The organism is Clavibacter quasicaliforniensis, assembly GCF_051201715.1.
Classification (GTDB): Bacteria; Actinomycetota; Actinomycetes; order Actinomycetales; family Microbacteriaceae; genus Clavibacter; species Clavibacter seminis.
The window spans coordinates 840,644-866,008 of the sequence record NZ_CP139624.1 but is presented as its reverse complement, the minus strand read 5'-3'; the positions used below and the strand labels follow the sequence as shown (position 1 = coordinate 866,008).

The following is a 25,365-nucleotide window of genomic DNA, read 5'->3' as shown; positions in this document are numbered from 1 at the left end:
CGGAGCCGCAGAGCGGAAACAGTCCGGGAGGGGATCCCTCCCCGGACGGGTTCAGATCCCCTCGACCTCGAGGAGCGCGAGTGCGTCCGCCCCCGTGGACGTGAGCTGGACTGCCCTTCCGGTCGACGGTCGCAGGATCCAGCCCTGTGCCTCCATCGAGCGGAGAACCTGCGTGCCGAGCTGACCGGCGACATGCGCACGGCGACCGGTCCAGTCGAGGCAGCCGCGGACCCAGGGTCGCCGTCCCGATGGCGGGACGATGCCCAACGCCGCGACGACCGGCCCCTGCGGGAACGGGTCCAGGGGGTCAGCCGGCTCACCGATCCGCACGATATCCACGACTCCCGCCCCGACGAGCAGGTCCGTCACCCGCAAGCCGAGATCGCCTGCGAGGTGGTCGTAGCAGGTGCGGCCTGCGCGGAGCTCCCGGGAGACTCGATGCGCGCGGAGCGACTGGATTTCCGTACTCGGCGCGATGCCCTGCAGGGCTTCGACCGCCCGCGACACCTCGCTGCCCGCGAGCCGGTAGAGACGGTTCCGCCCGCGGTGCTCCACATCGACGAGGCGCGCGTCGAGCAGGGTGCGCAGGTGCTCGCTTGCGGTGGACGCCGACACTCCTGCCTCTCGGGCGAGGTCCCCGGCGGGCATGGCCCGGTCCCCGAGCAGAGCCGCGACCATGCGCGCCCGGGCAGGATCGCCGAGCGCCCGCGCGGGTACGGAGATGTCGGGCTCGCCGCTCATGCTCGGGATCCGTCCTCCAGCGCCCTCCGCGCCTTCGCGACGTCGTCGACGACGAGGACCTTGCGGTTGTCGTGGTCACTGTACTGACCGAGGAGCAGCACCCCGGCCTCCGCAAGCAGGTGCATCATCCGCCCGAGCGCGCCCGGCACGTCGGCGCCGAGCTCCGCGACGACCACCTCGCGCACGACGACCGCGTCGACGCCGGCCGCGCCCAGCGCGCTCCGCGCGGCCTCAGCATCCGCCACCAGGTAGTGGGCCACGCCCGACCACATCCCGCCGCCCTCGAGGCCGACACCCGCGTCTCCCAGAACACTCCCGATGAAGGCCAGGGAGGCCGCACCACCAGGTGCGGGCGCCTCGACGTCGAACATCAGACCACCTCGATCACCGGCTCGAGCGTGATCGAGGTGGTCAAGCTGTTCGCGACGTAGCACTGCTCGTGCGCCTTGCGCAGCAGGCGCACGACGCGCGCCGGCGTCGCGCCCGTCACCACGATCCGCGGACGCAGGACGATCGCGGTCAGCCGCATCGGACGCGCGGTGTCGTCCATGACACCGATGGCGTCGTCGCGGTACTCCCGCACCTCCACGCCCCCGAGGGCGGCGACCGCGAGAAACGACAGCAGCTGACACGAGCTCGCCGCCGCGACCAGCAGCTGCTCCGGATTGGGCAGCGCCCCATCGCCATGGAACGCTGCGTCCGCGCTCAATGCGAGGGAGGTCGGGCCCAACGTCATGTCGTGCCGCCGACCGTAGCTGTCGTATCCGGTCGTGCGTCCGGCCCACGTCAGGCCCGTCGCGTACTCGTGTGAGGTCATGCGCCCACGCTAGGAGGGACTCGTTTCGGCCACGGTCGAAGGGTCCTCGGCACAGAGGCAGACTGAGCGTCTCGACAGGGGATCCGTCACCGAATGGCGGCTACAGGGAAGGGAAGCCTGTACGCCAGCTCGGGTAGCGAGGTGTGAAGCCTTGCCGCCGGGCGCGGTCGTTCATGACAGGCCGCCCGGCGTCGCCCGACTGCTGCACAGCGGGTACTGGCGCACCGACAGCGTCAGCGAATACCGGCACCCACTCGGTGCCGGGAGCGGGCTCGTCGTCCACGATGTTCCACACTCCTGCCGGCCAGCCGAGCGCCTCGACTACAGCTGCAGCCGCGTCGTCGACGTGCACGAAGGACGTCACGGTCTCCGTAGCGGGGAGTGCACCAGCTCGAGCAGCTTCAGCGAGCCGGCCCTCTCGCGAGTACCAGGTGCCCGCACCGTAGAGCTGCCCGAAGCGCAGCACCACGCTCTGCGTGATCTCGCGGACGGCGGCTTCGAGTTCCCGCACGGCCTGAACAGTCGCACGACGAGGCCCGGACGCGCCGAGGTCGAGCGGATCGGTCTCGGCCGCCGGGATCCTTGCGGACGGGTAGACCCACGAGATGCTCTGCCCGATAATTCGGGTCACGCCAGCCGCATGCGCCGCGTCGACCAAGTTCCGGGTTCCCTTCGACCGGAGCCGCGCGTTACTCGCTGAGTCTCCCGTGCCGAGGTCGGTCATGAGATGAAGGATCGCCTCGGGCGCAGCGCTCACGACGGCCGCGACCGTCGAGTCACGGTCAAGGGCATCCAGAACTAGGCCTGCTGCTCCAAGCTCCTTAAACAGTCGCGCTTTCTCCGCCGATCGCGAAGTTGCGATGACGTCATGCCCCAGACCGATCAACTTTGGGATGACCGCTCGGCCGAGGACACCAGACCCACCAGCAACCAACACACGCATGGATTCGATCCTCCCAGAACCAACACCCCGCGTCGGCCCACCCCAGCAGAGCCAAGAGGACGCGCCGCGCCCCGCATCCCTGTCCTCTCCAGCAGTCCCGATAGGCGATCCCTACCCGGACGCACCCTCACGGTATCGGCAGGTCTTGTACTACGCACTTGACACACAGATTCTCACCCTTGTACCGTCCAGGTGACACAGGAGGTGGGTCATGGTGGACCTGATAGCACTCGACTTACCGCTGCTCGCGGTCACTCTCATTCTCACGTGCGCGATCGCGGTTTTTGCTGCGTCGGCAAGACGACGGGCGGTGATTGCAGACGTAAATATTGACGCCATGCACATGTCGGCATTACGTAGAGCTCGCCAGAGAGCGGTCGCCGCGATCGGTGCCTCAGTCGTGGTCTTGGTCGTGATGTCGGCGCTGGGCTTGAGCGTCGCCCCGCTCCTGGGCCTTCCGCTCCTGTTAGCAGCACCGGTGTCTGCATCTGTCGGGCTACTGCTTTACAGCCTCATCCCTGCCGTGCGTCATGCCGTCTCGCCTTCCGCGGCGCGAAGCGCCTCACTCACCCCGCGAACTGTGGCGTCGTACCTCAGCGGCTCGCTGTCCCTGCCACCGATCATTGCCCTGATCTGTCTCGTGGCCTTCGTGATCGTCACGGGAGTCACGTCCTCGCCCGATGACCTCGGCCTGTCACGGGCGATCGCGTTCACCTCGCCGGACATCGTGTCTGCGTCCAGCCCGTACGCCGGATGGTTCTACGGTCTGCCCCTTCTGGGTACCTGCGTCGTGCTGATCGTCGTCACGATCTCGACCATGGCTCGCATCAGCGCGACTCCTGCGTTCCCCGACCCCGCTCTCGTGAGTCTGGATACGGCCTGGCGGCGCGAGTCCATGCGCATCGTCTCGGCGATCGCGGTCTTCTCTCTCACGCTGCCCTTCGGCGGCGCCGCAGCCGTTTCGGGACGGGCCCTGCTCTCCGCGGTCCTCCCGACCTCCCACCCAGGATGGACCGCGCTGGGCATCATGTTCGTGGCCATGGGACTAGTCAGCGTCGTTCTCTCTGGCGTCAGTCTCGCCTTCGCGACCCGTCAGGCTCTCGCACTCCCCCGCGCCAGCCTCCGTGCAGCCGGGCCGACTCGATGACGCGCACCACGGAAGGCCGACTGTGATCCGCATCGACCCGAGCAGCGCCCTGCCTCCTTACGAACAGATTCGTGTGCAGATCGCGGACCGCGTTCGGGCGGGCAAGTTACCTGCAAACCAGCGCCTGCCAACCGTCCGTCAGCTCGCAGCGGACCTGCAAGTCGCCCCCGGGACAGTCGGCAAGGCATACGCGCTCCTTGAGTCAGAAGGGCTCCTTGTCACCAACCGCTCGAAAGGCACGCGCGTGGCCGCTGGCCACCACCACGCCGCCACGGTCCAGGAAGCAGCGCAGCGATACGTCGCGACGGTCGCGGGAGTCGATCTAGAGCAAGCGCTCGGCGCGATCCGAGCCGCATGGGCAACACGATCAGATCCATGACCGCGCAAAGGCCTAAGCGCGAGAGACGTCCGACCCGTACTTCCTGTTTCAACAGGGGACCCCTACCCGGACACCCGTTCGGTCACGCCGCTTGGTGTGGGCAGCTTCGCTCCGTGTCGTCGGAATCGCTTCCTTCGGTGTCGGGACGTCGCGGGTGCGCGAGACGGCCCGCGTGACTTGGGGTTCGGGTGCATACTGGTGGTGTCTTCGGACCCGGTAGTGGGGCTTGCCGGACCCAACCTCGACAGTTGTCGACAACAGTCCCTATCTCAGCTGGTCGCGCTTCTGCGCGCCTGAGGTAGGGAGTGTCATGACAGCACCAATCGGTAGCGGACCGGTCGTCGTCGGCGTCCTGCCCGGCCTCGCTCCGGGGGTCATCGAGGTTGCGTCGTCCATCGCGCGCCGCTTCGGTACGACGCTGGTGTGCGTCAGCGTGGATGCATCGCTCATCGATGCCGGTACGCGCTCGGACGGGTCGGTGATGGTGGAACCGATCGACCCTGACACCGCTGACGCGACACCGCAGGGCTTGTCGGACAGTGACGAGGCGGCAGTACGTGCTGCCGCAACGACCTACGGCGTCGACGTCACGTTCGTCCCGGGTGTCGGGGATCCGAGCCGGGCACTGTCGCAGGTGGCCGAAGACCGCGACGCGGCGATGCTGGTCGTCGGGGCCAGGACGGGAGCGGGTCGAATCGCGGAGTTCTTCACGGGGTCGGTCGCGGCACGGCTGACCCATCAGCAGCACCGTTCAGTGCTCGTAGTGCCCGTTGATCCGGTCGGGTTCGATGCCCCACTGCCATGGGACACCCCGTGACCGGCCAGCTTGTTCTGCTCCGCCACGGACAGAGCACTGCGAACGCTGCCGGCACCTTCACCGGCTTGCGAGACGTCGCGCTGACCGAACAGGGCACCGCCGAAGCGAATCGGGCTGGGTTGCTACTTCTGCATGCGGGCATCCGACCGGACCTCGTGCTCACGTCGACGCTCGAGCGGGCGCTCCATACGGCGGAGCTCGTCACCGACGTCCTCGGACGTGATGCGCCGATCGAGTCGACGTGGCGGTTGAACGAGCGGAACTACGGCGCCCTCACCGGCATGTCCAAGCAGAATGCGCAAGCGGCGTTGGGGGCGGAGCAGTTCTTCGCTGTTCGCCGGACCCGCACGGGTCGGCCGCCACGCATGTCGATCCGCGCGTGGCTGGCGCTCCGGCGGACGACGGCGCTTCGTGGACTGCCGTGGGCGGCAGTTCGTCGAACCGAGACACTCTCCGACGTCATCCGCCGGGTCCAACCCGTCCTGTCGGACCGCATCACCCCGGCACTCCGCGACGGGCAGACAGTGCTCGTCGTCGCGCACGGCAACTCACTGCGGGCACTGTGTGCCTGCATGGACGGCCTGACTGACGGTGAGCTCGCGGACCTGAACCTCCCCACGGGCGAACCCCTGATCTACCGGTTCGACGGCGACGGCGGGTTCTGTCCGCGGGGTGGGAAGTACCTGCACCCGGCAGCACGAGCAGCAGCGGCAGCGGTCGCTGCGGAAGGTGGAACATGACCTCCCGAACGGACACGGACCTGCCCGATGGGCAGCTCCCGCCCGACCCGGACATCGACGCCAACGACCCGGAACGTATCGCCCGGCCAGTGCATCTGCGGTGGCGGTACCTCGGTGTCGTCGCACTCGGCGGCGCCATCGGTACCGCCGCACGCGACGGACTCAGCACCGCGTTCCCCGCTCAGCACGGAGTGTCCTGGGCGATCTTCTGGATCAACATCGCCGGCGCGCTCCTACTCGGTGTGCTGCTGGAACACCTCGCGCATCGCGGACCTGACGAGGGTCGCCGCCGGACACTGCGCCTGCTTCTGGGGACTGGTGTCCTCGGCGGGTTCACCACCTACAGCACCCTCGCGACCAGCACCGCGGTGTTATTCCTCGACGGCCGAGGGTTGGCCGGCACCGGGTACGGGCTCCTGACGGTCCTCGCCGGCGCGATCGCCACCGGTAGCGGCCTCGCGATCGCGGGCTTGGTCCGACCGAACGGAGCCACATCATGAGCGCCCTGGCCTTCCTCAGCGTCGCTGTCGCTGGCGGTGTCGGCGCGGCCGCACGGTTCTTCCTGGATGGTGCGATCAACCGGGGTCGGCAGTTCCGGCTCCCGGTCGGGACGCTGACGATCAACATCACCGGCTCGTTCCTGCTGGGCTTGATCACCGGCGCCGCCGGTCACCTCGGCGCTACCCCCGTCGCAGTGGTCGGAACAGGGCTCATGGGTGGCTACACCACGTTCAGCACCGCCAGCTTCGAGACCGTCCGCCTCGCACGCACCGGCCGCACCACCGCGGCTGCCGTGAACGGGCTCGGGATGCTTGTCGTCTCCGTCGCCGCAGCCGCCGGGGGCGTCACCCTCGGCACCCTCACTTGACCATCCGACTCGGAGAAGAACAGCTCATGCACTTCGACATCACGATCGAGATCCCCCGCGGCAGCGGCAACAAGTACGAGGTCGACCACACCACCGGACGGATCCGCCTGGACCGGGCGGTGTTCACCAGCATGGTGTTCCCGCAGGACTACGGCTCGATCGACGACACTCTCGGCGATGACGGCGACCCCCTCGACGCGCTCGTGCTGCTGCCCCGGCCCACGTTCCCCGGCGTCGTCATCGACGTCCGCCCGGTCGGGATGCTCCGCATGGTCGACGAGAACGGCGGCGATGACAAGATCCTCACCGTCCCCGCCGGAGACGTCCGCTTCGACCACGTCCAGGACATCACCGACGTCGCCGAGCCGGTCCTGGTGGAAATCGAGCACTTCTTCGCCCACTACAAGGAGATCGAGCACGGCAAGCACGTCACCACCAACGGGTGGGCGAACCGTGTCGACGCCGAAGCCATCATCCGCGCCGCACAGGAACGGTTCACCCCGCACCCCTGACCGGCACCCGCGCACCCGCGCACCATCCAGTGCGCGCCCTGAACCGCCGCGGGGAGGCAACTGGCGCCCAGTGATCGCCAGGAGGTCGTCCCTCCGCCTCCCCGCGGCCCACACCCGCACGACGAACCCGAAAGGCGACAACCGCCATGAACGACTACATCAGCAACGTCCACCACACCACCCACCATCAGGGCGAGTACGTGACCCACACCAGCCGCCCCGTCACCATCAGCAGCCTGCACGGCTCCCGGATCCTCGACTCCCGCGGCTACCCAACGATCCAGGTGCATCTCGAGCTCGAGGACGGCACCGTCGTCACCGGCGACGCCCCCGCAGGCGCATCCACTGGCGCGCATGAGGCTGTCGAGCTTCGCGACGGCGGCAGCAGCTACGGCGGCCGCGACGTGAGCCAGGCACTGCACCTCATCACGGCGGACGTCGCACCGATGATCACCGGCCAGTCGTGGACCTCAATCGGGCAGGTCGACGCCGCCCTCGCTGCCCTCGACAGCACCCCGAATTACCGCCGGCTCGGCGCGAACAGTGTCGTCGCGACCTCGATCGCGATGGCACGCGCTCTCGCCGCCGCAGCGGAGCTGCCGCTCTGGCGTTGGATCGCAGACGTCACCGGCAGCACGCCTCGCTTGCCCGTCCCGCACTTCAACGTCCTCAACGGCGGAGCGCACGCAGCGAACGCGCTCGACTTCCAGGAGTTCATGATCGCCCCGGTGAACGCCGACACCATGACCGACGCGGTTCGGATCGGGTCAGACGTCTACCACGCACTGGCGGCACTGGTCCGGGAACGGTTCGGCAGTCTCGGTCTCGGCGACGAAGGTGGCTTCGCGCCATCGATCGCCGCGCCCGAGGAGGCCCTCGACCTCCTCGTCGCCGCGATCAGTGCCGCTGGCTACGAGCCCGGCGTCGACACCGTCGCGATCGCACTCGACCCGGCGGCGAACGAGTTCGCGCTCGGTGACGGTAGCTACCGGGTCGTGGACCGCCGGCTCGACCGCGCAGGCATGGTCGACTACTACCGCGACCTCATCAGCCGGTATCCGATCCGGAGCATCGAAGACGGCTTCTCCGAAGATGACCACGGCGGCTGGAAGGCGATGTCGTCCGCGCTCGGCGGCATGCTCCAGATCGTCGGCGATGATCTCTACGTCACCGATCCGCAGCGCATCCGCGACGGCGGGAAGGACGGGCTCTCGAATGCAGCGCTCATCAAGCCGAACCAGATCGGCACCGTCTCCCAGACCCTCGACGCGATCGGCGTCGCACGCTCGCTCGGGATGCGGAGCATGGTGTCGCACCGGTCCGGGGAAACCACCGACACGTTCATCGCGGACCTCGTCGTCGGCAGCGGAACCGGACAGATCAAGTCCGGCGCCCCCGCCCGCGGAGAACGCGTCGCGAAGTACAACCGGCTCACCGAGATCGCGGAGAACAATCCGGAGCTGCCCTACGGGCTGCGCTGACCCCGACCGGCCACCTCGTGGGCGACGCGCAGGAAAGCAGAACCAGCTGGCTGGGGCTCTCCCGACCAGATCGCCCGCAACGGCCGGGCAAGTGGCGGCCCGGCGAGCGGGACCCGCACCAGCGACCCGTCGTTGATGTCGGCGGCGACCGTGCGAAGGCTCATCACCGCCGGTGCGATTCCGGCCTGTGCGTTCGCCCGGATGATGCTCGTGGTCTCCAGCACCGCGGCCGGAACCGACATGCTCAAACCGGCCTCCCTGAGCCATGCGGCGAGGGTCGCGCGAGTCCCGGAACCTTCTTCCCGCAGGAGCAGAGCCGTCGCCGCCAGGACCTCCGCAGTGATCCCGGTCGACCGAGCCCAGGGATGGTCCGGCGCAACGACGACCGCGAGCTCATCGTCCGCGATCACCTGCGCGGACACACCTGCCGCCACCACCGGGGTCTCCGTGAACCCGAGGTCCGCGCCACCCGACTGCACGAGATCCGCCACCGCGGCGGAGTTGCCCGCGATCAGACGCACCCGCATGTCGGGTTCACGGCGGCGGAATTCGAGCAGCCAGCCCGGCAGCAGCAGCTCCGCGATGGTCTGTGACGCCGCGACGACGAGCGAACCCGTCGGAGCCCGCAGCACAGCCACTCCTGCCTCGAGGTGGCGAGACGCGTCGAGGACCGGTCCGGCCAGCCCGACGACGAGCCGGCCGGTCTCGGTCAGCACCGACCCCGTGGTCGAGCGGTGCACCAACAAGTGACCGACCATGCGCTCGGCGACCCGGATCCGAGCAGACACTGCCTGTTGCGTGACGCCGAGCGCTCCAGCGGCAGCGGAGAGCGAGCCGGTCTCGGCGACGCGTGCGAGCACGTCGAGTGTGTCGAGGTCGAGCGTTCGGTCCGTGAGTCGCCGTAGTGTCACAATCAACGATTGTGCCCCGCCAAGAGGTTCCCGGTACCGCCAGAGGCAGGATTCGCGCAGGCTTGGCCCATGACAACGCTCCGCACCGACCCTGCACCCGCGAACGGTAGCCAGCTGCCCCAACGGCCGCAGACGGCGTTGTTCCGCGATCTGGAGCGGCCGGGCCTGATCGTGTCGAATCTCACACCGAACTGGTTCGCGTCGATCATGGGCACGGGCATCGTCGCCGTCGCAGCTGCGTCACTCCCACTGCAGTTCCCGGGACTCCGGTTCGCGGCGACGGTCGTGTGGGCGATCGCCGCGGTGCTCCTCGTCGCCCTCACGATCGCGACGGTGCTGCACTGGATCCGCTACCGGAGCACCGCAGCCGGGCACCACCTCAACCCGGTCATCTCCCACTTCTACGGCGCACCACCGATGGCGTTCCTCACCGTCGGCGCCGGGACACTCCTGCTCGGCAAGGACTGGATCGGCCTGCCCGCCGCCGTGACCATCGACTGGGTCCTGTGGACCATCGGCACCATCGGAGGACTGCTCACAGCAGTCCTCGTGCCGTACCTGGCGTTCACCCGCCACGAGAACAAGCCCGACTCCGCGTTCGGCGGCTGGCTGATGCCCATCGTCCCGCCGATGGTGTCCGCCTCCACCGGCGCCCTGCTGCTGCCGTACACGCCCGCCGGACAGGCGCGGGAGACGCTCCTGTGGTCCTGCTACGGCTTCTTCGGCCTCAGCCTGATCACGTCACTGGTGGTGATCACCCTGATCTGGAACCGGCTCGCGCAGCACAAGGTCGGAGCAGCGGGGATGGTGCCGACGCTGTGGATCGTCCTCGGTCCGGTCGGACAGTCGATCACGGCGGTGAACCTCCTCGCATCGAACGCGCCCACCGTCGTCGACGCCGGCACGGCGCGTGCGCTGGTGGTCGTGGCGCTGGTGTACGGGTTCGCGATGCTCGGCTTCGCGCTGCTCTGGACCGTCATCGCCCTCGCCATCACCGTCCGCACCGCCCGCGAGCACCTGCCGTTCAGCCTGACCTGGTGGTCGTTCACGTTCCCCGTCGGCACCTGCGTCACCGGACTCAACGGGCTCGCCCTGCACTCCGGTCTCACGGTCGTCGCCGGCCTCGCCGTGCTCTACTACGTCGGCCTGGTCGCCGCGTGGATCGTCGTCGCCGCCCGCACCTTCCACGGTTCCGTGATCCGCGGCACCCTGCTCGCACCACCGCGAGCGGCCTGACCGGGATCGACGACCATCGTGGATGTCCGGACCCTGAACGCCCTCGCCGAGACCTGGCGGAGTACCGCGGACGCGACCGGACGCTTCGTTCCGGGCTTCGATCCCCGCTCCGGCGGCACCGCCAGTCGCGTCCTGGTGCTGATGCAGTCGCCCGGCCCTCGGACGATCGCCGCGGGATCCGCTGCCGTCTGCAGCGAGGACAACCTCGGGCCCACCGCCGCCGCGTTCCGGGCGGCCCGCATCGAGTCCGGACTCTCCCGCGACCACTACCTCCGATGGAACCTCATCCCGTGGGAGATCCCTGCTGGCCGCGTCCGCCCCACGGACATCGAGCAGGGCCGGCTCGCGCTCGGTGAGCTGCTGGATCTGCTGCCCGCGCTCGAAGCCGTCGTCACCTACGGGACCGTGGCGCTCGACGGGGTCATGCGCTACCTGACCCTGCACGATGATCCCCGCGTCGTCCCCGTCCTCGGGGCACCGCATCCCTCGCCGGCCAACGGACGTCACCGCGCCGACCAGCATCTCCGCTCCGTGAACGCGCTCCGCCTGGCGGATCGTCTCGGTTCCGGTCGGCGCGTCGCAGACTGACGGCACGGGAGGCGACGTCCGCGGCTCGGCCGGCACCGGTCGTCGTGACCGATGAGGCGCTGATCTCAGACGGTCCCCGTCCTCGGACCGCTGATGGGAACGGCCTGGTCGTCCACGACGTCGACGGTGTACGCCGCGCCGTGCTCGAGCGTGTGGCCGACGGTGCACTGGCGGTCGATGGCCCGGTGGGTGCGTTCGGACAGTGAGGCGATCCGCTCGGGATCGAGCGCCGACAGGTCGGCGCGGATCACGGCGGTGATCGAGTCGTAGCGGTCCTCATCATCGGGCTTGGTCGCGGTGATGTCGGTGGTCGCTTCGAAGTCGGCTCCGAGCCGGCTGGCGAGGATGTGGTCCGAGGAGAGCATGCCGCAGGCGGCGAGGGCGAGGTGCAGCAGCTCGCCGGGCGAGAACACGCCGTCGGCGTCCGACCCGCCGATGCGGACCTCGGCTCCTCGCGCGTTGCGGCCGATGAAGCTCCTCGGGCCCTCGCGAGTGATGTGCAGCGGCGTGGGTTCGGTGCTCATGGTCTGCTCCTGTCCGATGTCCGCGCGGCAGCGCGGACAGTGTCGCTGTCCTCTGAGGGCGGGCGGTGTCTCAGGTGTCGGTGCGGACGAGGGGGGAGTCCGTGCCGCGGACCCTGATGTCGACCCCGGTGATCTCCGACCGGGCGATGCCCGTGGATGCCGCGAGGTCGATGGCGCGCTCCCCGGCCGCCGTCCAGGTGGCGACGGCGGTCGTGCTGCCGTCCGTGCGCGTGATGACAAGTTCGTACTCGGTGCCGGCGGGCGCGTCACCACTGTAGGTGCAGCTCCACTCCAGCCGGGTGCCCCACGGCTTCCCCTCGACCTGGATGTCTGCGGTGAGAGCGGGATCGGCCGCGATCGGGTCCATCGGTTCCAGGGTCGCCTCGCTCGCCACGGGAGCGTCCGCGATGCCCGTGCCGAGCACGACCCCTCCGAAGACGGAGGCGGTCACGGCGGCTGTGACGGCGAGGGACATGACCAGCCGGCGCTGACGTCGGCGCGTCCGGACACGGTGAGCGATGCCGGGCAGCGTCACCAGGGTCGGCGGCGTGTCCTCGCCGTCGTCCGATGCGGTGATGGCGAGAGCGTCCTCGAGGGAGAGGCGACCGACGATGCCGGGCAGTCCTGCCAGCTCTGCCACGGCTGCGCGGCAGGCCGCGCAGCCGCTGAGGTGCTGCTCGTACTCGAGTCGCTGATCCGCGGGGAGAGCGCCGAGGACGTAGGACGCGTCCCAGTCGCGGTACTCGTCCTCCGTCGCGGAGCTTCCGTGGTGGTCGTTCATCGGGTGACGCCCCTTTCCTGCAGAGCCAGTCGCAGTCCGCGCAGTCCGTAGTGCAATCGAGATCTCGCTGTCCCCTCGGGGATGGAGTGCCGGCGGGCGATCTCGGGGGTGGTGTGCCCGAGGAAGTACGCGTCCACCACGATCTGGCGATGCTCCACCGACAGCGATGCGAGAGCGTCCGCGATCAGGATGCTGTCCAGGACCGCGTCGGTGCGATCGGGGGCGGCGCCGCCGCCGTCCTCGTCCTCCGCCGGGACTTCTCGTCGGCTCCGAGCGGAGCGGGCGTCGTCGATGACGAGGTTGCGGGCGACGGTGAACAGCCACGCGCGAGCAGCGTCGGCGTCGCGTTCGAGGATCTGCGGGCGCTGCCAGGCCCGCACCATCGTCTCCTGCACGACGTCCTCCGTCAGCGCCGCGTTCCGAGTGAGGTTCTGCACGAATCGCCGCAACGCCGGGCCGTGACTCTCGTACAACGCCGCCAGGAGCTCATCGACAGGGCGGGGCACAGCACTCACCGCCTCGAAGCGCCACGGTGCGCTCCCTCATCCCTTGCTGCGATCACTGCCGGTCATCCCTTCCGTCCTTGCCTGTCGAGGACCGGCGACCCGTCCGGGCGCTTCGCTGCGCGCGGGGACGGGTCGCCGTCGCATCAGGGCGCCGGGGTGGCGGTGCTCATGGCCGCGGCTTCCTTGTTCATCGTGCCGTCAGGGAGGAGGACGTACCAGGCGTCCTTCACACCCTGTCCATTGACCTGGCCCGGCGCGGTGTCCTTCGCGAACCGGTAGACCGGCCATCCGTCGACGGTCAGCTGGGCCGTCCCGTCGGTGCGCGTGATCGAGCCGACCTCTCCGGTGATCCCGTCCGCGGCGGACGTGCTGGTCGCCGATACCGCCGGCCACAGCGTGGCGCACTCGTCGTAGCAGCTGCTGCTGCCCGAGTCCTGCGTGTCCATCATGAAGGTGTAGACGGTGTAACCGGCCTCGTCCGTGATGATGTCGCCCAGCGGCGAGGACGCCGTCGTGAGAGCCGCCGCCTCAGCCGAGGGGGTTGCGGTAGCGGAGGGGCTGTCGACCGGCGCTTCCGACGAGCCAGCCGAGCCGGCTGCCGTCGAGCATCCGGCGAGAAGGACGGCGGCGAACGCCGCAGTCGTCACAGTGGTCGCGATTCGCTTGAGCATGATGCCTCCTGTAGTGCGGGGACCGAGGTGGTCCCACCGAGGACACGACACAGCAGTCGCGAACGTTCAACGAGGCGAAAAATTTGCTGGCAGAGCATCTGCACGGCAGGCGGCGTCAGCGAGAGCGATGATCCGTTGCGCGCACCTTCGCGTGAGGGCCCGAGACAGCGCGCTGCTCGCCGGCATCCCCGCGCAGACCGAGGCGAACGAGCACACAGACCGCCAGGTAACGGCGCCCGCGGCCGTACTGCTGAGGATCCGGGCCACGTTGTCGAGTGGGATCGTGCATCGCTGCATCGCCACCAGACGGACGCCACTCGGCGCGCACCTGCTAGCGAGCAGCCAGCCTCCCAGTAGAGGCTCGTCCTCTGGCCGACCCACCGCCTCGGCGGCAGGCACCACGAGCAAATGAAATGGACGCCGACCTCGGTCGGCGTTGTGGTGCGCGCTGGGCGCATTTGCCTGGAAGCCTTCGGCAGCGTACGGGCCTCCGGTGTCCACGCAAGCCGCTGCGCGGCCAGCTCCTCCGAGGTGCTCGGCACGCGGTCGCTGCGCTCTAGGTTGTGGGCCGCCCTGACTCTGGCTCGGAAGGTGCCGGCCTGACCTGCAGTGCGTCTCAAGTCATGGGTTGCGAGACGTCTCACGAGCCAAGCTCGGGGCGCTGCTACTTCATAGCGGGGGAGTGTGGTCCACGGCGTTCCGTGGCGGCCGATTTGCGCCGCTCTGTGGCGGCGTCCGGGGTGCTCGAGCGGGGGGTCAGACGGTGGCGATGAGGCCCGCGAGGGAGTCCAGGGCACCCGGCACCAGCCGGTAGTACGCCCAGCTGCCGCGCTTGTCGCGGCTGAGGATGCCGGCATCGACGAGGACCTTGAGGTGGTGCGACACGGTCGACTGGCCGAGACCGAGGGGCTCAGTCAGGTCGCAGACGCAGGCCTCCTGGCCGTCGTGCGCGGCGACCATCGAGATGAGGCGGAGCCGGGCGGGGTCGGCGATGGCGCGCAGTGATCGGGCGAGCTTGTCGGCGTTCTCGGCGCTCATCGCCTCCCGGGTGAGCGGCGCGCAGCACGCGGTCACGTCGGTGAGGGGGAGCATGTCGAGGACGGCCATGGGCTCGATCCTCCCACACATTGACAGCCGTCGATGGGTTGCGTCATGCTCGGGTCATCGACGCACGTCGATGCCCGCTGACCGGAAGACGCGACACCCCTCGATGCCTCCTGCTGCTCCTGCTCCCGCCCGCCTCGGCACCACCGACCGGCTGCTGCCGGTGTGGATCCTCGCCGCGATGGGCGCCGGCCTCCTGCTGGCGGTCTTCGCACCGGCGGTCGGAGAGACGCTGCACGCGTTCAGCGTCGGGTCGGTGAGCGTCCCGATCGCGGTCGGGCTGCTGGTGATGATGTACCCGGTGCTCGCGAAGGTCCGCTACTCCGACGCCCGCCAGGTGGCCGGCGACCGGCGGCTGCTGATCTCCTCGCTCGCCATGAACTGGCTCCTCGGCCCGGCCCTCATGTTCGGCCTCGCCTGGCTGCTGCTGCCGGACCTGCCGGAGTACCGGACGGGCCTCATCATCGTGGGACTCGCGCGCTGCATCGCGATGGTGCTGATCTGGAACGACCTCGCGTGCGGTGACCGGGAGGCGGCGGCATTCCTCGTCGCGGTCAACAGCGTCTTCCAGGTGCTCGCGTTCGGCGCGCTCGGCTGGTTCTACCTGCAGCTCCTGCCGTCCTGGCTGGGACTTCCGACCACGAGCGCGGAGTTCTCGTTCTGGGCCATCACCGCATCCGTGCTGGTGTTCCTGGGGATCCCGCTGCTCGCCGGGTACCTGTCCCGCCGCATCGGCGAGAAGGCCCGCGGTCGCACCTGGTACGAGGACCGGTTCCTGCCGAAGGTGGGGCCGTTCGCCCTCTACGGACTGCTCTTCACGATCGTCATGCTGTTCGCCCTCCAGGGTCAGCAGGTCATCGACCGGCCGCTGGACGTGGTCCGCATCGCGATCCCGCTGGTCATCTACTTCGCCGTCACGTTCCTCGCGGGCTTCCTGCTCGGGAAGGCCGTGCGCCTCGGCTACGAGCGCACCACGACCCTCGCCTTCACCGCCGCAGGCAACAACTTCGAGCTCGCCATCGCCGTCGCGATCGGCACCTTCGGCGCGACCTCCGGGCAGGCCCTCGCCGGCATCGTCGGCCCGCTGATCGAGGTCCCCGCGCTGCTCGCGCTCGTCTACGCCGCGCTGTGGCTCCGACCCCGGCTGTTCGCGGCCCGCACCACGGACACCTCGGCCGGTTCCCCGGCCGCCTCTGCCCTCGACCCGGTCACCGACCGGGCCTGACCCTCACCTCACCCGTCAAGGAGTCATCGATGACCGACACCACCGCTGCCCCGACCGTCCTGTTCGTCTGCATCCACAACGCCGGCCGATCACAGATGGCCGCCGGGTACATGCGCGAGCTCTCCGGCGGCGCCGTCCAGGTCCGCTCCGGCGGATCCGAGCCCGGGGATCAGATCAACCCCGTCGCCATCCAGGCCATGGCCGAGGAGGGCATCGACATCTCCCAGGCCGTCCCGCAGCTCATGACCACCGAGCAGGTCAAGGACTCCGACGTCGTCATCACCATGGGCTGCGGCGACGTCTGCCCGATCTTCCCCGGCAAGCGCTACGAGGACTGGGACCTCACCGACCCCAAGGGCAAGAGCCTCGACGAGGTCCGCCCCATCCGCGACGACATCAAGAACCGCGTGCAGCAGCTCCTCGCTGAACTCCTGCCCGCCACCCGCTGACCGACCCGCCACCCCTGAGGAGCACACGATGTCGATGACCCTGACCGTCCCACCCCGCACCGACGAGCGCCGCCTCACCGGCCTGCCCGTCGCGATCATCGGCGCCGGCCCCGTCGGCCTCGCCGCGGCCGCGCAGCTGCTCGAGCGCAGCATCGACGTCATCGTCTACGAAGCAGGCGACACCGCCGGCGCCGCCGTCCGGCAGTGGGGCCATACCCGCCTGTTCTCCCCATGGGAGTACCTCGTCGACGACGCCGCCGGACGACTCCTGGACGCCGCCGGCTGGGACGCGCCGGCGGCGAAGCGCCTCCCGACCGGACACGACCTCATCGACGCCTACCTCGCCCCGCTGGCCGCGACCCCGGAGCTCGCGCCGCGGATCCGATACGGGACCCGGGTGCAGGCGGTGACCCGGCAGGGCATGGACCGCACCCGCTCCACGAAGCGCGGATCCGCCCCGTTCCTCCTCCGCCTCGACACCACGGCAGGCACCGAGGAGGTCCTCGCCCGGGCCGTCATCGACACCTCCGGCACCTACGCCTCCCCGAACCCCCTCACCTCCAACGGGCTCGCACCCGCAGTCCCGGCCGAGGTCGCGGACAAGATCAGCCACGCCCTGCCCGACGTCCAGGGCGCCGACCGGGCCCGGTTCGCCGGCCGGCACGTGGTCGTGGTCGGTGCCGGCCACTCGGCCGCGAACACCCTCATCAAGCTCGCCGCCCTCGCCCGCGAAGAACCCGGCACCACCATCACCTGGGCCATCCGCTCCACCAGCCCCGTCCGCGTCTACGGATCCGCAGAGGACGAGCTGCCCGAGCGCGGCGCGCTCGGCGGGGTCGTCCACGACCACGTCCGCCAGGGCGCCATCACCCTCATCGACCGGTTCGAGATCGACCAGGTCACCGCCGCCGACGAGGACCGCGTCGCGCTCATCGGGCGACGCCGGAGCGACCCGTACCGGATTGAGGCCGACGTCGTCGTCAACGCGACCGGGTTCCGCCCGAACCTCGACATGCTGCGCGAGATCCGCCTGTCGCTGGACGAGATCGTCGAAGCACCGCGACTGCTCGCACCGCTCATCGACCCGAACCTGCACTCCTGCGGCAGCGTCCCCGCCCACGGGGTCGCCGAGCTCGCCCACCCCGAGCCCGGGTTCTTCATCGCTGGCATGAAGAGCTACGGCCGAGCACCCACGTTCCTGCTCGCCACCGGCTACGAGCAGGTCCGCTCCATCGCCGACGAGCTCACCGGCCGCCACGACGCCGCCCGCCGCGTGCAGCTCGTCCTCCCCGAGACCGGGGTGTGCTCGACCGACATCGGCACAGGCTCCGACGGGTCGAGCTGCTGCGCGTGATCCGCCCCCTCGTCCCGACCGACTGGCAGGCCGTCCGGGACATCCACCAGGAGGGCATCGACACCGGCCACGCCACCTTCCAAGCCGCACCGCCGGCGTCCTGGGACGAGTTCGACGCCGGCAAGCTCGACGTCGGCCGCCTGGCCGCCGTCGACGGCGACCAGGTCCTCGGCTGGGTCGCCATCTCCCCGACTTCCACCCGAGAGGCCTACCGGGGCGTCGTGGAGCACTCCGTCTACGTCGCCGCCGCTGCGCGTGGCCGCGGCATCGGCCGTGCGCTCCTGGATGCGCTCACCGAGGCGACCGACGCCGCAGACATCTGGACGATCCAAGCGAGCCTGTTCCCGGAGAACACCGCGACCCTGGCCCTCCACACGGCGGCCGGCTTCCGACAGGTCGGCACCCGGGAACGCATCGCCCGCATGACATACGGGCCGCTCGCGGGCATCTGGCGCGACACCGTCCTCATCGAACGGCGCCGTGCGCACAACCCTGGCGCCCGTCGCAGTTGACACGGCCACGATGTCACCCCACAACTAGAAGGTAGGGGTCATTGCGGCAGGGCCAGATTGAGCGGCTTCCCCCCTTAGGTTAAGGATGTCGCCGGTTGCAGCGGCCCGACGCAGCACCGCCTTCTTTCTCAGTCACCAGTGCGCCTGGTCCTCTCGCACTGGCCGCCATGGCGCGAAAGCCGTAGAGTGAGCACGTCGGTGGACGAGTGTGTCCGCATCCAAGGCCAGCTTTGTGCTGGCTTTCGTCGTTTCTGGCGCCTCTTCACCTGCTGCTGCTTTGGGAGTGCAGGCCTTGAACACTCTTGTGCACCCGTGACAAACTGGCGCCATAGCATCGGGGTACGTCGTGTGGGCGCTTCAGCCCCCGACGTGCGCGAACGTCAGACTGATCCAGCCAGCCCACGGGCTGGCTTTTTTCATGCGCTCGGCACGCCCAGAGATCAAACTTTTCGGCCGCTCCCACGTCGAGCGGCGTAGTGCTCACAGAGCGAGCAGGTCCATGTCCTGTGGCGCTCTCCTCTCCAGTCGCCGCAGCACGCCTTGCTGCGACCCCCAACTCATCGCGCCATCCGGTGCGATGTCAGATGAGAGCGCTCACGCTCTCAGCCCAGTGGAGGTACGAATGCCGGACCTGCTTCTCGGGTGGCTCATGCAGGATCTCCCCATCGCGGGAGGGCTCCTCTTCGTCGTAACTCGCCTATGGACTCGTGTTGTCGAGACCATCGCGGTGTTCAGCAAGAGCGATAAGCCCAACCAGCGCCTGGTGGATCTGCAGAAGGCGCGCGCCAAGAGCGCCCGCCGACGCCGCTAGCCCGAAAAACGCACATCTCCTCTGGGTAGGGAGAGCTCTGTCTACTGCCGTCTCGGAAATCAATAGCTTTCCGAGACACTGCGGACTGCCCATCGAAGCCGACTCGAGCGAGCCTGTTCGCTGGGCTTCTATCGTCTCGTCAAGTCGTCTCACCGTGAAGTGTCTCGGAGGGCTCCGTCGCGGGTGTTTCTGAGGCAGACTGCTCGGGTGAGGCTTCTGGGATACACGCGGGTGAGCACGACGAGTCAGGATGCGCAGCTCCAGCTCGACGCGCTGGTGAAGGATGGCGTGCAGAAGCGGGACGTGTTCGCCGACGTCACCTCCGGCAGCAGGGCCGCGATCGAGCGGCCGGGGATGAAGAAGCTGCTCGAATACGCCGAGGACGGCGACACCATCGTCGTCTGGCGCATCGACCGCCTGGGCCGCTCCATGCTCGACGTCCTCAGCACCGTCAAGCTCCTGCGCGAGCGTGGCGTGCAGATCCGCTCGATCTCCGACGGCATCGATCCGGCGACCACCTCGGGCCGGCTGATGCTGGGCATGCTCGCGAGCCTGGCCGAGTACGAGCGCGAGCTCATCGTCGAGCGCGTCAACGCCGGCATCGCCGTCGCCCGCGACAACGGGACCCGCTTCGGCCGCCCCCTGTCGGATCCAGCCGTCATCGCCGACAAGCTCCAGATCGCCACCGACGCACGAGCCCGCGGCCGAACCGCGGAGGACGCGGCACGGCTCGTCGGGTGGAGCCGGGCGACGTTGTACCGGCACCAGTCGAACGCTGCGCGCGAGAGCGCCGCGATGTAGGTGACGGTGTGGACGGGCTCGAGCGGTGGCGGATTCTTCGGCTGCATGTCGAAGACCAGATCCCGCTCGCAGCTCTCGCCCGCACCACCGGGATCAGCGCGCGGACCCTGCAACGCTGGCACCACCTCTACCGCAACGGCGGCATCGCCGCCCTCGACCCCCACGCACGAGTCGACGCGGGGCGGCGGCGGACGGCGGCAGCGACGGTCGCGTTCGTCGAGCGGCTCGCGCTGACCAAGCCCCGGCCGAGCATCGCGACGCTGCACCGGCTCGCGGCCACGGACGCGTTGCAGCGCGGGGACCCGGTCCCGAGCTACTCCACGGTGAGGGAGATCGTGCGGGCGCTCGATCCCGCGTTGGTGACGCTGGCCCTGGAGGGGCCGGCGTCGTATCGGGATCGGCACGAGCTCGTGTACCGGCGCCGGGCGGAGCGCCCGAACCAGACGTGGCAGGCCGACCACACCGAGCTCGATGTCCTCATCGTCGGCGCCGGCGGGAAGCCTGACCGGCCTTGGCTGACCGTGATCATGGATGACTACTCCCGCGCGATCTGCGGGTACACCGTCTTCACCGGCGCCCCTTCGGCGATGAACACCGCACTGGCGCTCCGGCAAGCGATCTGGCGCAAGCCCGATCCCAGCTGGGCGATGTGCGGGATCCCCGACATCCTCCACGTCGACCACGGCACCGACTTCACCAGCCGACACCTCGAGCACACGGCCGCGGAGCTGCGGATCCGGATCATCCACTCCACGATCGGCCGGCCCCAGGGGCGCGGGAAGATCGAGCGGTTCTTCGGGACCATCAGCACAGAGCTGCTCCCGCTCCTGCCGGGCCACCTCGGACCCAGGAATCGGCGCCCGGATCCGGTGCTCGACCTGGCCGGCCTCGACGCGGCCATCGGGTCGTTCATCGCCACCTACAACGACCGCCCGCACAAGGAGCTCGGCGTCACACCTCGCGCCGCGTGGGTCGGCGACGGGTGGCTACCGCGGATGCCGGAGAGCCTCGTGGAGCTCGATGGGCTCCTGCTCACTGTGCCGAAGAGCCGCACCGTGCAGCGCGACGGGATCCACTTCCAGGGCCAGCGGTACCTCGCCCCAACGCTTGCCCCGTTCGTCGGCCGAAGCGTGATCATCCGGTACGACCCGCGCGACATCTCCGAGATCCGCGTATACGACCACAACACCTTCATCTGCGTCGCCGTCGACGAAGCCCACCCGAACCTCCGGATGAGTCTCCGCGACGTCGAGACCGCACGCCGGGCCCGCCGCCGGCAGCTGCGCCGAGACCTCAACGACCGCATCCCCACCCCCGCGAGCCGCGCTGAGCTGCCGACGACTCCGGCACCCCCGCGACGGCCGCGGCTGCGTACCTACGAAGAGGACGGATGATGCCCGACGCGTTCATCACCACGAAAGAGCACCGGCGATTCGTCGAGTTCGCGAACGCCGTCCGGAAGGAGCAGACCATCGGGATCTGCCACGGCGACGCCGGAGTCGGGAAGACCAACTCCGCCCGCCGCTACGCGCACTGGGATGCGCTCGAGCCCTACGTCCACGAGTGGGGTCGGCGCGGCGCTGACGACCCCAAGCTCGACGCCGCCGCGAACCGGTCGCGGGCCGTGTTCTACACGCCCGAAGTCCTGCCCCGGCCGAAGGACCTCATGCGCGAGCTCGACCGCTGGACGGTCGACCTCGGCATCAGGATCGAGGACCACCAGCGCACCATCGGGAAGATAACCGGTACCGGCGGCGACGCCCGCCGCTGGGTCGAGCTGCTGATCATCGACGAAGCCGAACGCCTCACACCCACCGCGCTCGAGCTCCTCCGCGATCGGCACGACCGCGAGCACCTCGCGATCATCCTCATCGGCATGCCCGGCATCGACCAGCGCTTCCGCCACTACCCCCAGCTCTACAGCCGCCTCGGCTTCGCCCACCGATACCGCGCTCTCGGGCAGGACGAGCTCCTCTTCGTCCCCGATCGCCACTGGAAGCGACTCGGCCACACACTCAACACCGAGGACTTCACCGACGCTCAGGCCATCGCCGCGATCGAGCGCATCACCCGCGGCAACTTTCGCCTCCTCGAACGGCTCTTCCCGCAGATCCAACGCGTCCTCAAGATCAACCAGCTGGAGATCATCACCGACGACGTCATCGAAGCCGCCGCCAGCATCCTCGTCACCGGGTGACGACACGGAGCGGCGACAGATCACCGTCAGGAAGCGGCGTGATCCACACCGCTTGGAGCCGAAAAGGGGCAGGCGCCCATGCTCACAAGCCAACGGACGCAGAGATGTGCTGGTCAGAAGCCCGTGTCTCAACAGGCTGGTCCGGTGAACATTCCGGCGAAGGGGGGCTACATGAGACACCCTCCGTGTCCTTCCAGCCCCATCGGGACGAACCGCGGTCATGACCTGCCCTTCGGCGCTGGCTCGAAGCCATTCGGGCGACCACTCCCCCGGGACCACGACGCCTGTGACGGTTCGCGTGTCCGGCGACGTTCGCCCCAGGGCTACTGGACGGGGGCGCGCCTCACCCCGCGACGGGCGCCTTCCCCGCCGCGCGCGCCGCACGCCCCGTCTGCTCCGTCTCCGCGCGGTAGTACGCGCGCTTGTCCTTCGTGGGCCGCACCTTGTTGAGCACGACGCCGAGGACGGATCCGCCCGACTTCTCGACCGCGTCGAGCGCCTCGGAGAGCTGGGCGCGGTGCACGCGCGTCTGGTCGGCGACGACGATCGCGCCGTCCGTGATGCGCGCCACGAACGCGGCGTCGGCCACGGCGATGAGCGGCGCGGTGTCGATCACGATGACGTCGTAGGACGCCTTGGCCAGGCCGACCAGGTCCTCCATGCGGGACGACGCGAGCAGCTCGCTCGGGTTCGGCGGGATCTCGCCGCTGGTCAGCACGTGGAGCGTGCCGTCGCCCCAGGGCTGCACGACGTCCTCGAGGAGCGCCTGGCCGACGAGCACGGTCGTGAGGCCCGCGTCGCCCTCGAGCCCGAGGTACTGCGCGACGACCGGACGGCGGAGGTCGGCGTCGACGAGCAGCACCCGGCGCCCGCCCTCGCTGAGCGACATCGCGAGGTTCGCGGCGACCGTGGACTTGCCCTCGCCGGGGATCGACGAGGTCACGACGATGCTCGACGACCGGTCGCCGAGGAGCACGAACCGCAGGTTCGCCTTCAGCTGGCGGAAGCCCTCGGCCGCGGTCGACAGCGGACGGACCGCCATCGCGAGGCCCGTGACGCCGCGCTCGCGCTCGAGCGCCCCGAGCAGGGGCGCGGTCGTGAGATGCGCCACGGCCTCGGCGGAGCGGACGCGCGTGTCGAGCAGGCGCACGAGCGCGAGGCCGAGGAGGCCCGCCAGGAGGCCGAGGAGCAGGCCGGCGAGCGTGTTGGTGCGGCCGTTCGGGGCGGACTGGTTCTCGGGCTCGGGGGCCTCCTGGATCACCCGGACGGAGACGGTCGGCGAGCCCTCGGCGCCCGTCGGCGCGTACGCCTCGGCCGTGTCGCGGAGGCTGGTCGCGACCGCGTTGGCGATCTCCGCCGCGTCGGACGGCGACGGCTCGGTGACGCTGATCTCCATGATCACGGTGTTCTGCGGCGTCGTGACGGTCACGGCCCGCGCGAGCTCCTGCGGCGTCTGGTCGAGGCCGAGGCGCGTGATCACGGGCTCGAGCACCGCGGGCGACTCGGCGAGCTCGCCGAAGGACAGCATCTGGCTCTGCGTGTAGGTGGCGCCCTGGTTGAGGTCGCTCGCGCTGGATCCGCTGCTCAGCGAGAAGTACAGCCGCGACTGCGCGGTGAACACGGGCGTCGCGAGCTGGGACAGGCCGAACGCGACCACCCCGCCCGCGAGCGTCGCGGCGACCACGACGTACCAGAGTCGGCGGAGCAGGGCGGTGAACTCGTGGAGCGTCATCGTGAGGGGGTTCTTCCGGGTAGGAGCGGCGGGGCGGTGGTGCGGGCGGGATCGGGGTGGCCTGCGGCGTCGGCGACGGCAGGTGCGTCGTCGGGGTCGGGCGGTGGCTCTGGCAGGGGCACGGCGTCGCGGCGGAGGATCTGGCTGGTCGCCGCGACCCCCGCGAGGAACCACACGAGCGTCGCGTACTGCGTGATGAGCGCCACCGACGCGAGCGCCGGGATCTGCGCGACGAGCGCGATGGTCGCCGCCGTCGCGTGCCCGCGCAGCACGAGCCAGACGCCGACCGCGAGGGCGACGAGCACGGCGCCCGCGACGAGCAGGCCGAAGGTGAGGCCCGTGAGCACGAGCTGGCTGTCGATGGAGCGGAACGGGCCGTAGAAGACGCGGCCGTCGCTGCCGCGGTGGGCCTCGGGGGTCGTGCCGAGGATCCCCATGCCGGGCACGAGGCTGTAGAGGTCGCCGCGGTAGTCGGAGCTGGCGCTCGCCTCCGTGCCGGCGTCGTCGAACACCGACTGCACGAAGGGGGCGACCGCGGCCGCGACGATCACCACGCCCGCGGTGACGGTCGCGCGCACGCGGAGCGAGATGGCGTCGCGGAGGAACACGATCGAGAGCGCGAGGCCGAGGACGGCCCCGAGCATGCCGACGCGGCTGAAGGTGAGGACCGCCGCGAGCATCATCAGGGCCGTCATGCCGAGGCGCGCCGGGAGGCCGAAGCGGGAGGCGAGCGTGAGCGGGATCGCGATGGCGAGCGCCGAGCCGAGCGCGATCGAGTGCCCGTACGCGCCCTCCGCCCGGACGATCCCGCCGCGCCCCTGCAGCGTCGCCCACGTCTCGCGGAGGCCCGCGTTGCCGGGCAGGAGCACGAACGGGTTCCAGCCGGTGACGAACTCGACGATGGCGAGCGCGGCGACCACCGTGAAGACCACGGCCACGATCCGCTCCAGCGACGCCATGCCGATCCGGTGCGCCGCCATGCGCCCGAGGAGGTACCCCGGCAGCGCGTAGGTGAGGAACGTCACGAGCGTGGACATGCCGATGCCCGCGCCGCCGCCCACGACCACGCCGGCGAACCCGGCCGCGGTCATCAGCACCACGAGCACGTCGAGCGGCGAGACGCGGAAGCCCGGCACGGGCACGATCGCGAGGATCACGAGGACGGCGACCACCGTCGACGGCGGCAGGTAGTAGCCGCCGAGCGGGACCCCCGACCAGACCGGGACGAAGGAGAGCACGACGAGCCAGAGGGCGACGGCCGTGCGCGGCAGGCGCCGCAGGACGAGCAGCAGGAGGGCGCCACCCGCGAGCGCGATGCCGAGGAGGAGCAGGGTCTGGAGGCCGGATCCGGCGAGCAGCCCGCTCATCGCGCGGCCGCCCCGGGGAGCGCGCGCAGGCGTGGACGACGCATGGCTCCCCCTCTCATTCCCCCGGCCGCCGAACGGCCCTGTCGATCATCTCAGTGCGACGCCCCGGCGGGCGGGTCCGCGGGGACCCGCCCGTCGGGGCGTCGTCATC

General features: G+C 69.8%; 29 protein-coding genes. 17 read left to right on the top strand and 12 right to left on the bottom strand.

What is annotated here, in order from left to right; all coding sequences use genetic code 11:
• Positions 1–51: 51 nt before the first annotated feature.
• The 4 genes from NL142_RS04220 to NL142_RS04205 all read right to left on the bottom strand — a co-directional run bounded on the left by NL142_RS04220 (position 52) and on the right by NL142_RS04205 (position 2,501).
• Positions 52–741: an ArsR/SmtB family transcription factor gene (locus NL142_RS04220; protein ID WP_435081096.1), complete on the bottom strand. Its 690-nt coding sequence runs from the start codon at positions 739–741 to the stop codon at positions 52–54.
• The gene (locus tag NL142_RS04215) at positions 738–1,112 is read right to left on the bottom strand and encodes a hypothetical protein (RefSeq protein ID WP_435081095.1); all 375 of its coding nucleotides are present in this window, start codon (positions 1,110–1,112) and stop codon (positions 738–740) included. Before NL142_RS04215 ends, NL142_RS04220 begins: the two co-directional genes overlap by 4 nt.
• Complete coding sequence (locus tag NL142_RS04210; RefSeq protein WP_435081094.1) at positions 1,112–1,558, bottom strand: OsmC family protein; 447 nt, start codon at positions 1,556–1,558, stop codon at positions 1,112–1,114. Before NL142_RS04210 ends, NL142_RS04215 begins: the two co-directional genes overlap by 1 nt.
• 100 nt (positions 1,559–1,658) lie before the next feature.
• On the bottom strand, positions 1,659–2,501 hold the full coding sequence (locus NL142_RS04205) for an NAD-dependent epimerase/dehydratase family protein (RefSeq protein WP_435081093.1): 843 nt from the start codon (positions 2,499–2,501) through the stop codon (positions 1,659–1,661).
• A 211-nt stretch (positions 2,502–2,712) separates the two neighbouring features.
• On the opposite strand from NL142_RS04205, the gene NL142_RS04200 reads away from it, so the two are divergent.
• The 8 genes from NL142_RS04200 (at position 2,713) to eno (ending at position 8,445) form a co-directional block, all read left to right on the top strand.
• A complete protein-coding gene (locus NL142_RS04200) occupies positions 2,713–3,648 on the top strand; it encodes a hypothetical protein (protein WP_119372504.1) in 936 nt (311 codons plus the stop codon).
• Complete coding sequence (locus NL142_RS04195) at positions 3,626–4,027, top strand: GntR family transcriptional regulator (RefSeq protein WP_435081092.1); 402 nt, start codon at positions 3,626–3,628, stop codon at positions 4,025–4,027. Before NL142_RS04200 ends, NL142_RS04195 begins: the two co-directional genes overlap by 23 nt.
• A gap of 310 nt (positions 4,028–4,337) precedes the next feature.
• A complete protein-coding gene (locus tag NL142_RS04190) occupies positions 4,338–4,844 on the top strand; it encodes a universal stress protein (RefSeq protein ID WP_435081091.1) in 507 nt (168 codons plus the stop codon).
• Positions 4,841–5,584, top strand: coding sequence for a 2,3-bisphosphoglycerate-dependent phosphoglycerate mutase (locus NL142_RS04185; protein WP_055950238.1), 744 nt, complete (start codon positions 4,841–4,843; stop codon positions 5,582–5,584). Before NL142_RS04190 ends, NL142_RS04185 begins: the two co-directional genes overlap by 4 nt.
• Positions 5,581–6,084 carry a fluoride efflux transporter FluC gene (locus NL142_RS04180; RefSeq protein WP_435081090.1) on the top strand — a complete coding sequence of 168 codons (504 nt, stop codon included), beginning with the start codon at positions 5,581–5,583 and terminating at the stop codon, positions 6,082–6,084. The genes NL142_RS04185 and NL142_RS04180 overlap by 4 nt, the downstream gene beginning before the upstream one ends.
• On the top strand, positions 6,081–6,452 hold the full coding sequence (locus NL142_RS04175; protein ID WP_435081089.1) for a fluoride efflux transporter FluC: 372 nt from the start codon (positions 6,081–6,083) through the stop codon (positions 6,450–6,452). Before NL142_RS04180 ends, NL142_RS04175 begins: the two co-directional genes overlap by 4 nt.
• Positions 6,449–6,964, top strand: coding sequence for an inorganic diphosphatase (locus NL142_RS04170; RefSeq protein ID WP_435081088.1), 516 nt, complete (start codon positions 6,449–6,451; stop codon positions 6,962–6,964). Before NL142_RS04175 ends, NL142_RS04170 begins: the two co-directional genes overlap by 4 nt.
• Before the next feature lie 146 nt (positions 6,965–7,110).
• Positions 7,111–8,445, top strand: coding sequence for a phosphopyruvate hydratase (gene eno, locus NL142_RS04165; protein WP_082473849.1), 1,335 nt, complete (start codon positions 7,111–7,113; stop codon positions 8,443–8,445).
• On the opposite strand, the gene NL142_RS04160 is transcribed toward eno, so the two are convergent.
• Positions 8,430–9,356: a LysR family transcriptional regulator gene (locus NL142_RS04160; protein ID WP_194606735.1), complete on the bottom strand. Its 927-nt coding sequence runs from the start codon at positions 9,354–9,356 to the stop codon at positions 8,430–8,432. The genes eno and NL142_RS04160 overlap by 16 nt on opposite strands.
• A gap of 171 nt (positions 9,357–9,527) precedes the next feature.
• Here NL142_RS04160 and NL142_RS04155 point away from each other — a divergent pair, with 171 nt between their 5' ends.
• Both NL142_RS04155 and NL142_RS04150 read left to right on the top strand, forming a co-directional pair.
• Positions 9,528–10,592: a TDT family transporter gene (locus NL142_RS04155; RefSeq protein WP_435081087.1), complete on the top strand. Its 1,065-nt coding sequence runs from the start codon at positions 9,528–9,530 to the stop codon at positions 10,590–10,592.
• An 18-nt stretch (positions 10,593–10,610) separates the two neighbouring features.
• Positions 10,611–11,180, top strand: a complete 570-nt coding sequence (locus tag NL142_RS04150; protein WP_243575065.1) for a uracil-DNA glycosylase family protein — start codon at positions 10,611–10,613, stop codon at positions 11,178–11,180.
• Positions 11,181–11,245: 65 nt separating this feature from the next.
• On the opposite strand, the gene NL142_RS04145 is transcribed toward NL142_RS04150, so the two are convergent.
• From NL142_RS04145 to NL142_RS04125, 5 genes are all read right to left on the bottom strand, one after another.
• Entirely contained in the window at positions 11,246–11,704 is a 459-nt protein-coding gene (locus NL142_RS04145; protein WP_435081086.1) for an OsmC family protein, read from the bottom strand.
• Positions 11,705–11,774: 70 nt separating this feature from the next.
• Positions 11,775–12,485: an anti-sigma factor family protein gene (locus NL142_RS04140; protein WP_435081085.1), complete on the bottom strand. Its 711-nt coding sequence runs from the start codon at positions 12,483–12,485 to the stop codon at positions 11,775–11,777.
• On the bottom strand, positions 12,482–12,991 hold the full coding sequence (locus NL142_RS04135; RefSeq protein ID WP_435081630.1) for a sigma-70 family RNA polymerase sigma factor: 510 nt from the start codon (positions 12,989–12,991) through the stop codon (positions 12,482–12,484). The genes NL142_RS04140 and NL142_RS04135 overlap by 4 nt, the downstream gene beginning before the upstream one ends.
• Positions 12,992–13,134: 143 nt before the next feature.
• Positions 13,135–13,662 carry a COG4315 family predicted lipoprotein gene (locus NL142_RS04130; RefSeq protein WP_435081084.1) on the bottom strand — a complete coding sequence of 176 codons (528 nt, stop codon included), beginning with the start codon at positions 13,660–13,662 and terminating at the stop codon, positions 13,135–13,137.
• A 756-nt stretch (positions 13,663–14,418) separates the two neighbouring features.
• Positions 14,419–14,769 (bottom strand): metalloregulator ArsR/SmtB family transcription factor, encoded by a 351-nt coding sequence (locus NL142_RS04125; RefSeq protein ID WP_435081083.1) that lies wholly within the window; start codon positions 14,767–14,769, stop codon positions 14,419–14,421.
• Positions 14,770–14,872: 103 nt separating this feature from the next.
• On the opposite strand from NL142_RS04125, the gene arsB reads away from it, so the two are divergent.
• The 7 genes from arsB (at position 14,873) to NL142_RS04090 (ending at position 22,115) form a co-directional block, all read left to right on the top strand.
• Positions 14,873–15,991, top strand: coding sequence for an ACR3 family arsenite efflux transporter (arsB, locus tag NL142_RS04120; protein ID WP_435081629.1), 1,119 nt, complete (start codon positions 14,873–14,875; stop codon positions 15,989–15,991).
• Between the two features lie 29 nt (positions 15,992–16,020).
• Positions 16,021–16,440, top strand: a complete 420-nt coding sequence (locus NL142_RS04115; RefSeq protein WP_435081082.1) for an arsenate reductase ArsC — start codon at positions 16,021–16,023, stop codon at positions 16,438–16,440.
• Positions 16,441–16,468: 28 nt separating this feature from the next.
• A complete protein-coding gene (locus tag NL142_RS04110) occupies positions 16,469–17,794 on the top strand; it encodes an FAD-dependent oxidoreductase (protein ID WP_435081081.1) in 1,326 nt (441 codons plus the stop codon).
• Positions 17,791–18,306: a GNAT family N-acetyltransferase gene (locus tag NL142_RS04105; protein WP_435081080.1), complete on the top strand. Its 516-nt coding sequence runs from the start codon at positions 17,791–17,793 to the stop codon at positions 18,304–18,306. Before NL142_RS04110 ends, NL142_RS04105 begins: the two co-directional genes overlap by 4 nt.
• Positions 18,307–19,324: 1,018 nt before the next feature.
• Positions 19,325–19,918 (top strand): recombinase family protein, encoded by a 594-nt coding sequence (locus NL142_RS04100; protein WP_053775870.1) that lies wholly within the window; start codon positions 19,325–19,327, stop codon positions 19,916–19,918.
• Positions 19,855–21,312 carry a TnsB C-terminal domain-containing protein gene (locus NL142_RS04095; protein ID WP_435081079.1) on the top strand — a complete coding sequence of 486 codons (1,458 nt, stop codon included), beginning with the start codon at positions 19,855–19,857 and terminating at the stop codon, positions 21,310–21,312. Before NL142_RS04100 ends, NL142_RS04095 begins: the two co-directional genes overlap by 64 nt.
• The gene (locus tag NL142_RS04090) at positions 21,312–22,115 is read left to right on the top strand and encodes an AAA family ATPase (protein ID WP_435081078.1); all 804 of its coding nucleotides are present in this window, start codon (positions 21,312–21,314) and stop codon (positions 22,113–22,115) included. The genes NL142_RS04095 and NL142_RS04090 overlap by 1 nt, the downstream gene beginning before the upstream one ends.
• 343 nt (positions 22,116–22,458) lie before the next feature.
• On the opposite strand, the gene NL142_RS04085 is transcribed toward NL142_RS04090, so the two are convergent.
• Positions 22,459–23,847 (bottom strand): tyrosine-protein kinase domain-containing protein, encoded by a 1,389-nt coding sequence (locus NL142_RS04085; protein WP_435081077.1) that lies wholly within the window; start codon positions 23,845–23,847, stop codon positions 22,459–22,461.
• Entirely contained in the window at positions 23,844–25,214 is a 1,371-nt protein-coding gene (locus tag NL142_RS04080) for a hypothetical protein (protein WP_435081076.1), read from the bottom strand. The genes NL142_RS04085 and NL142_RS04080 overlap by 4 nt, the downstream gene beginning before the upstream one ends.
• Positions 25,215–25,365: the final 151 nt, after the last annotated feature.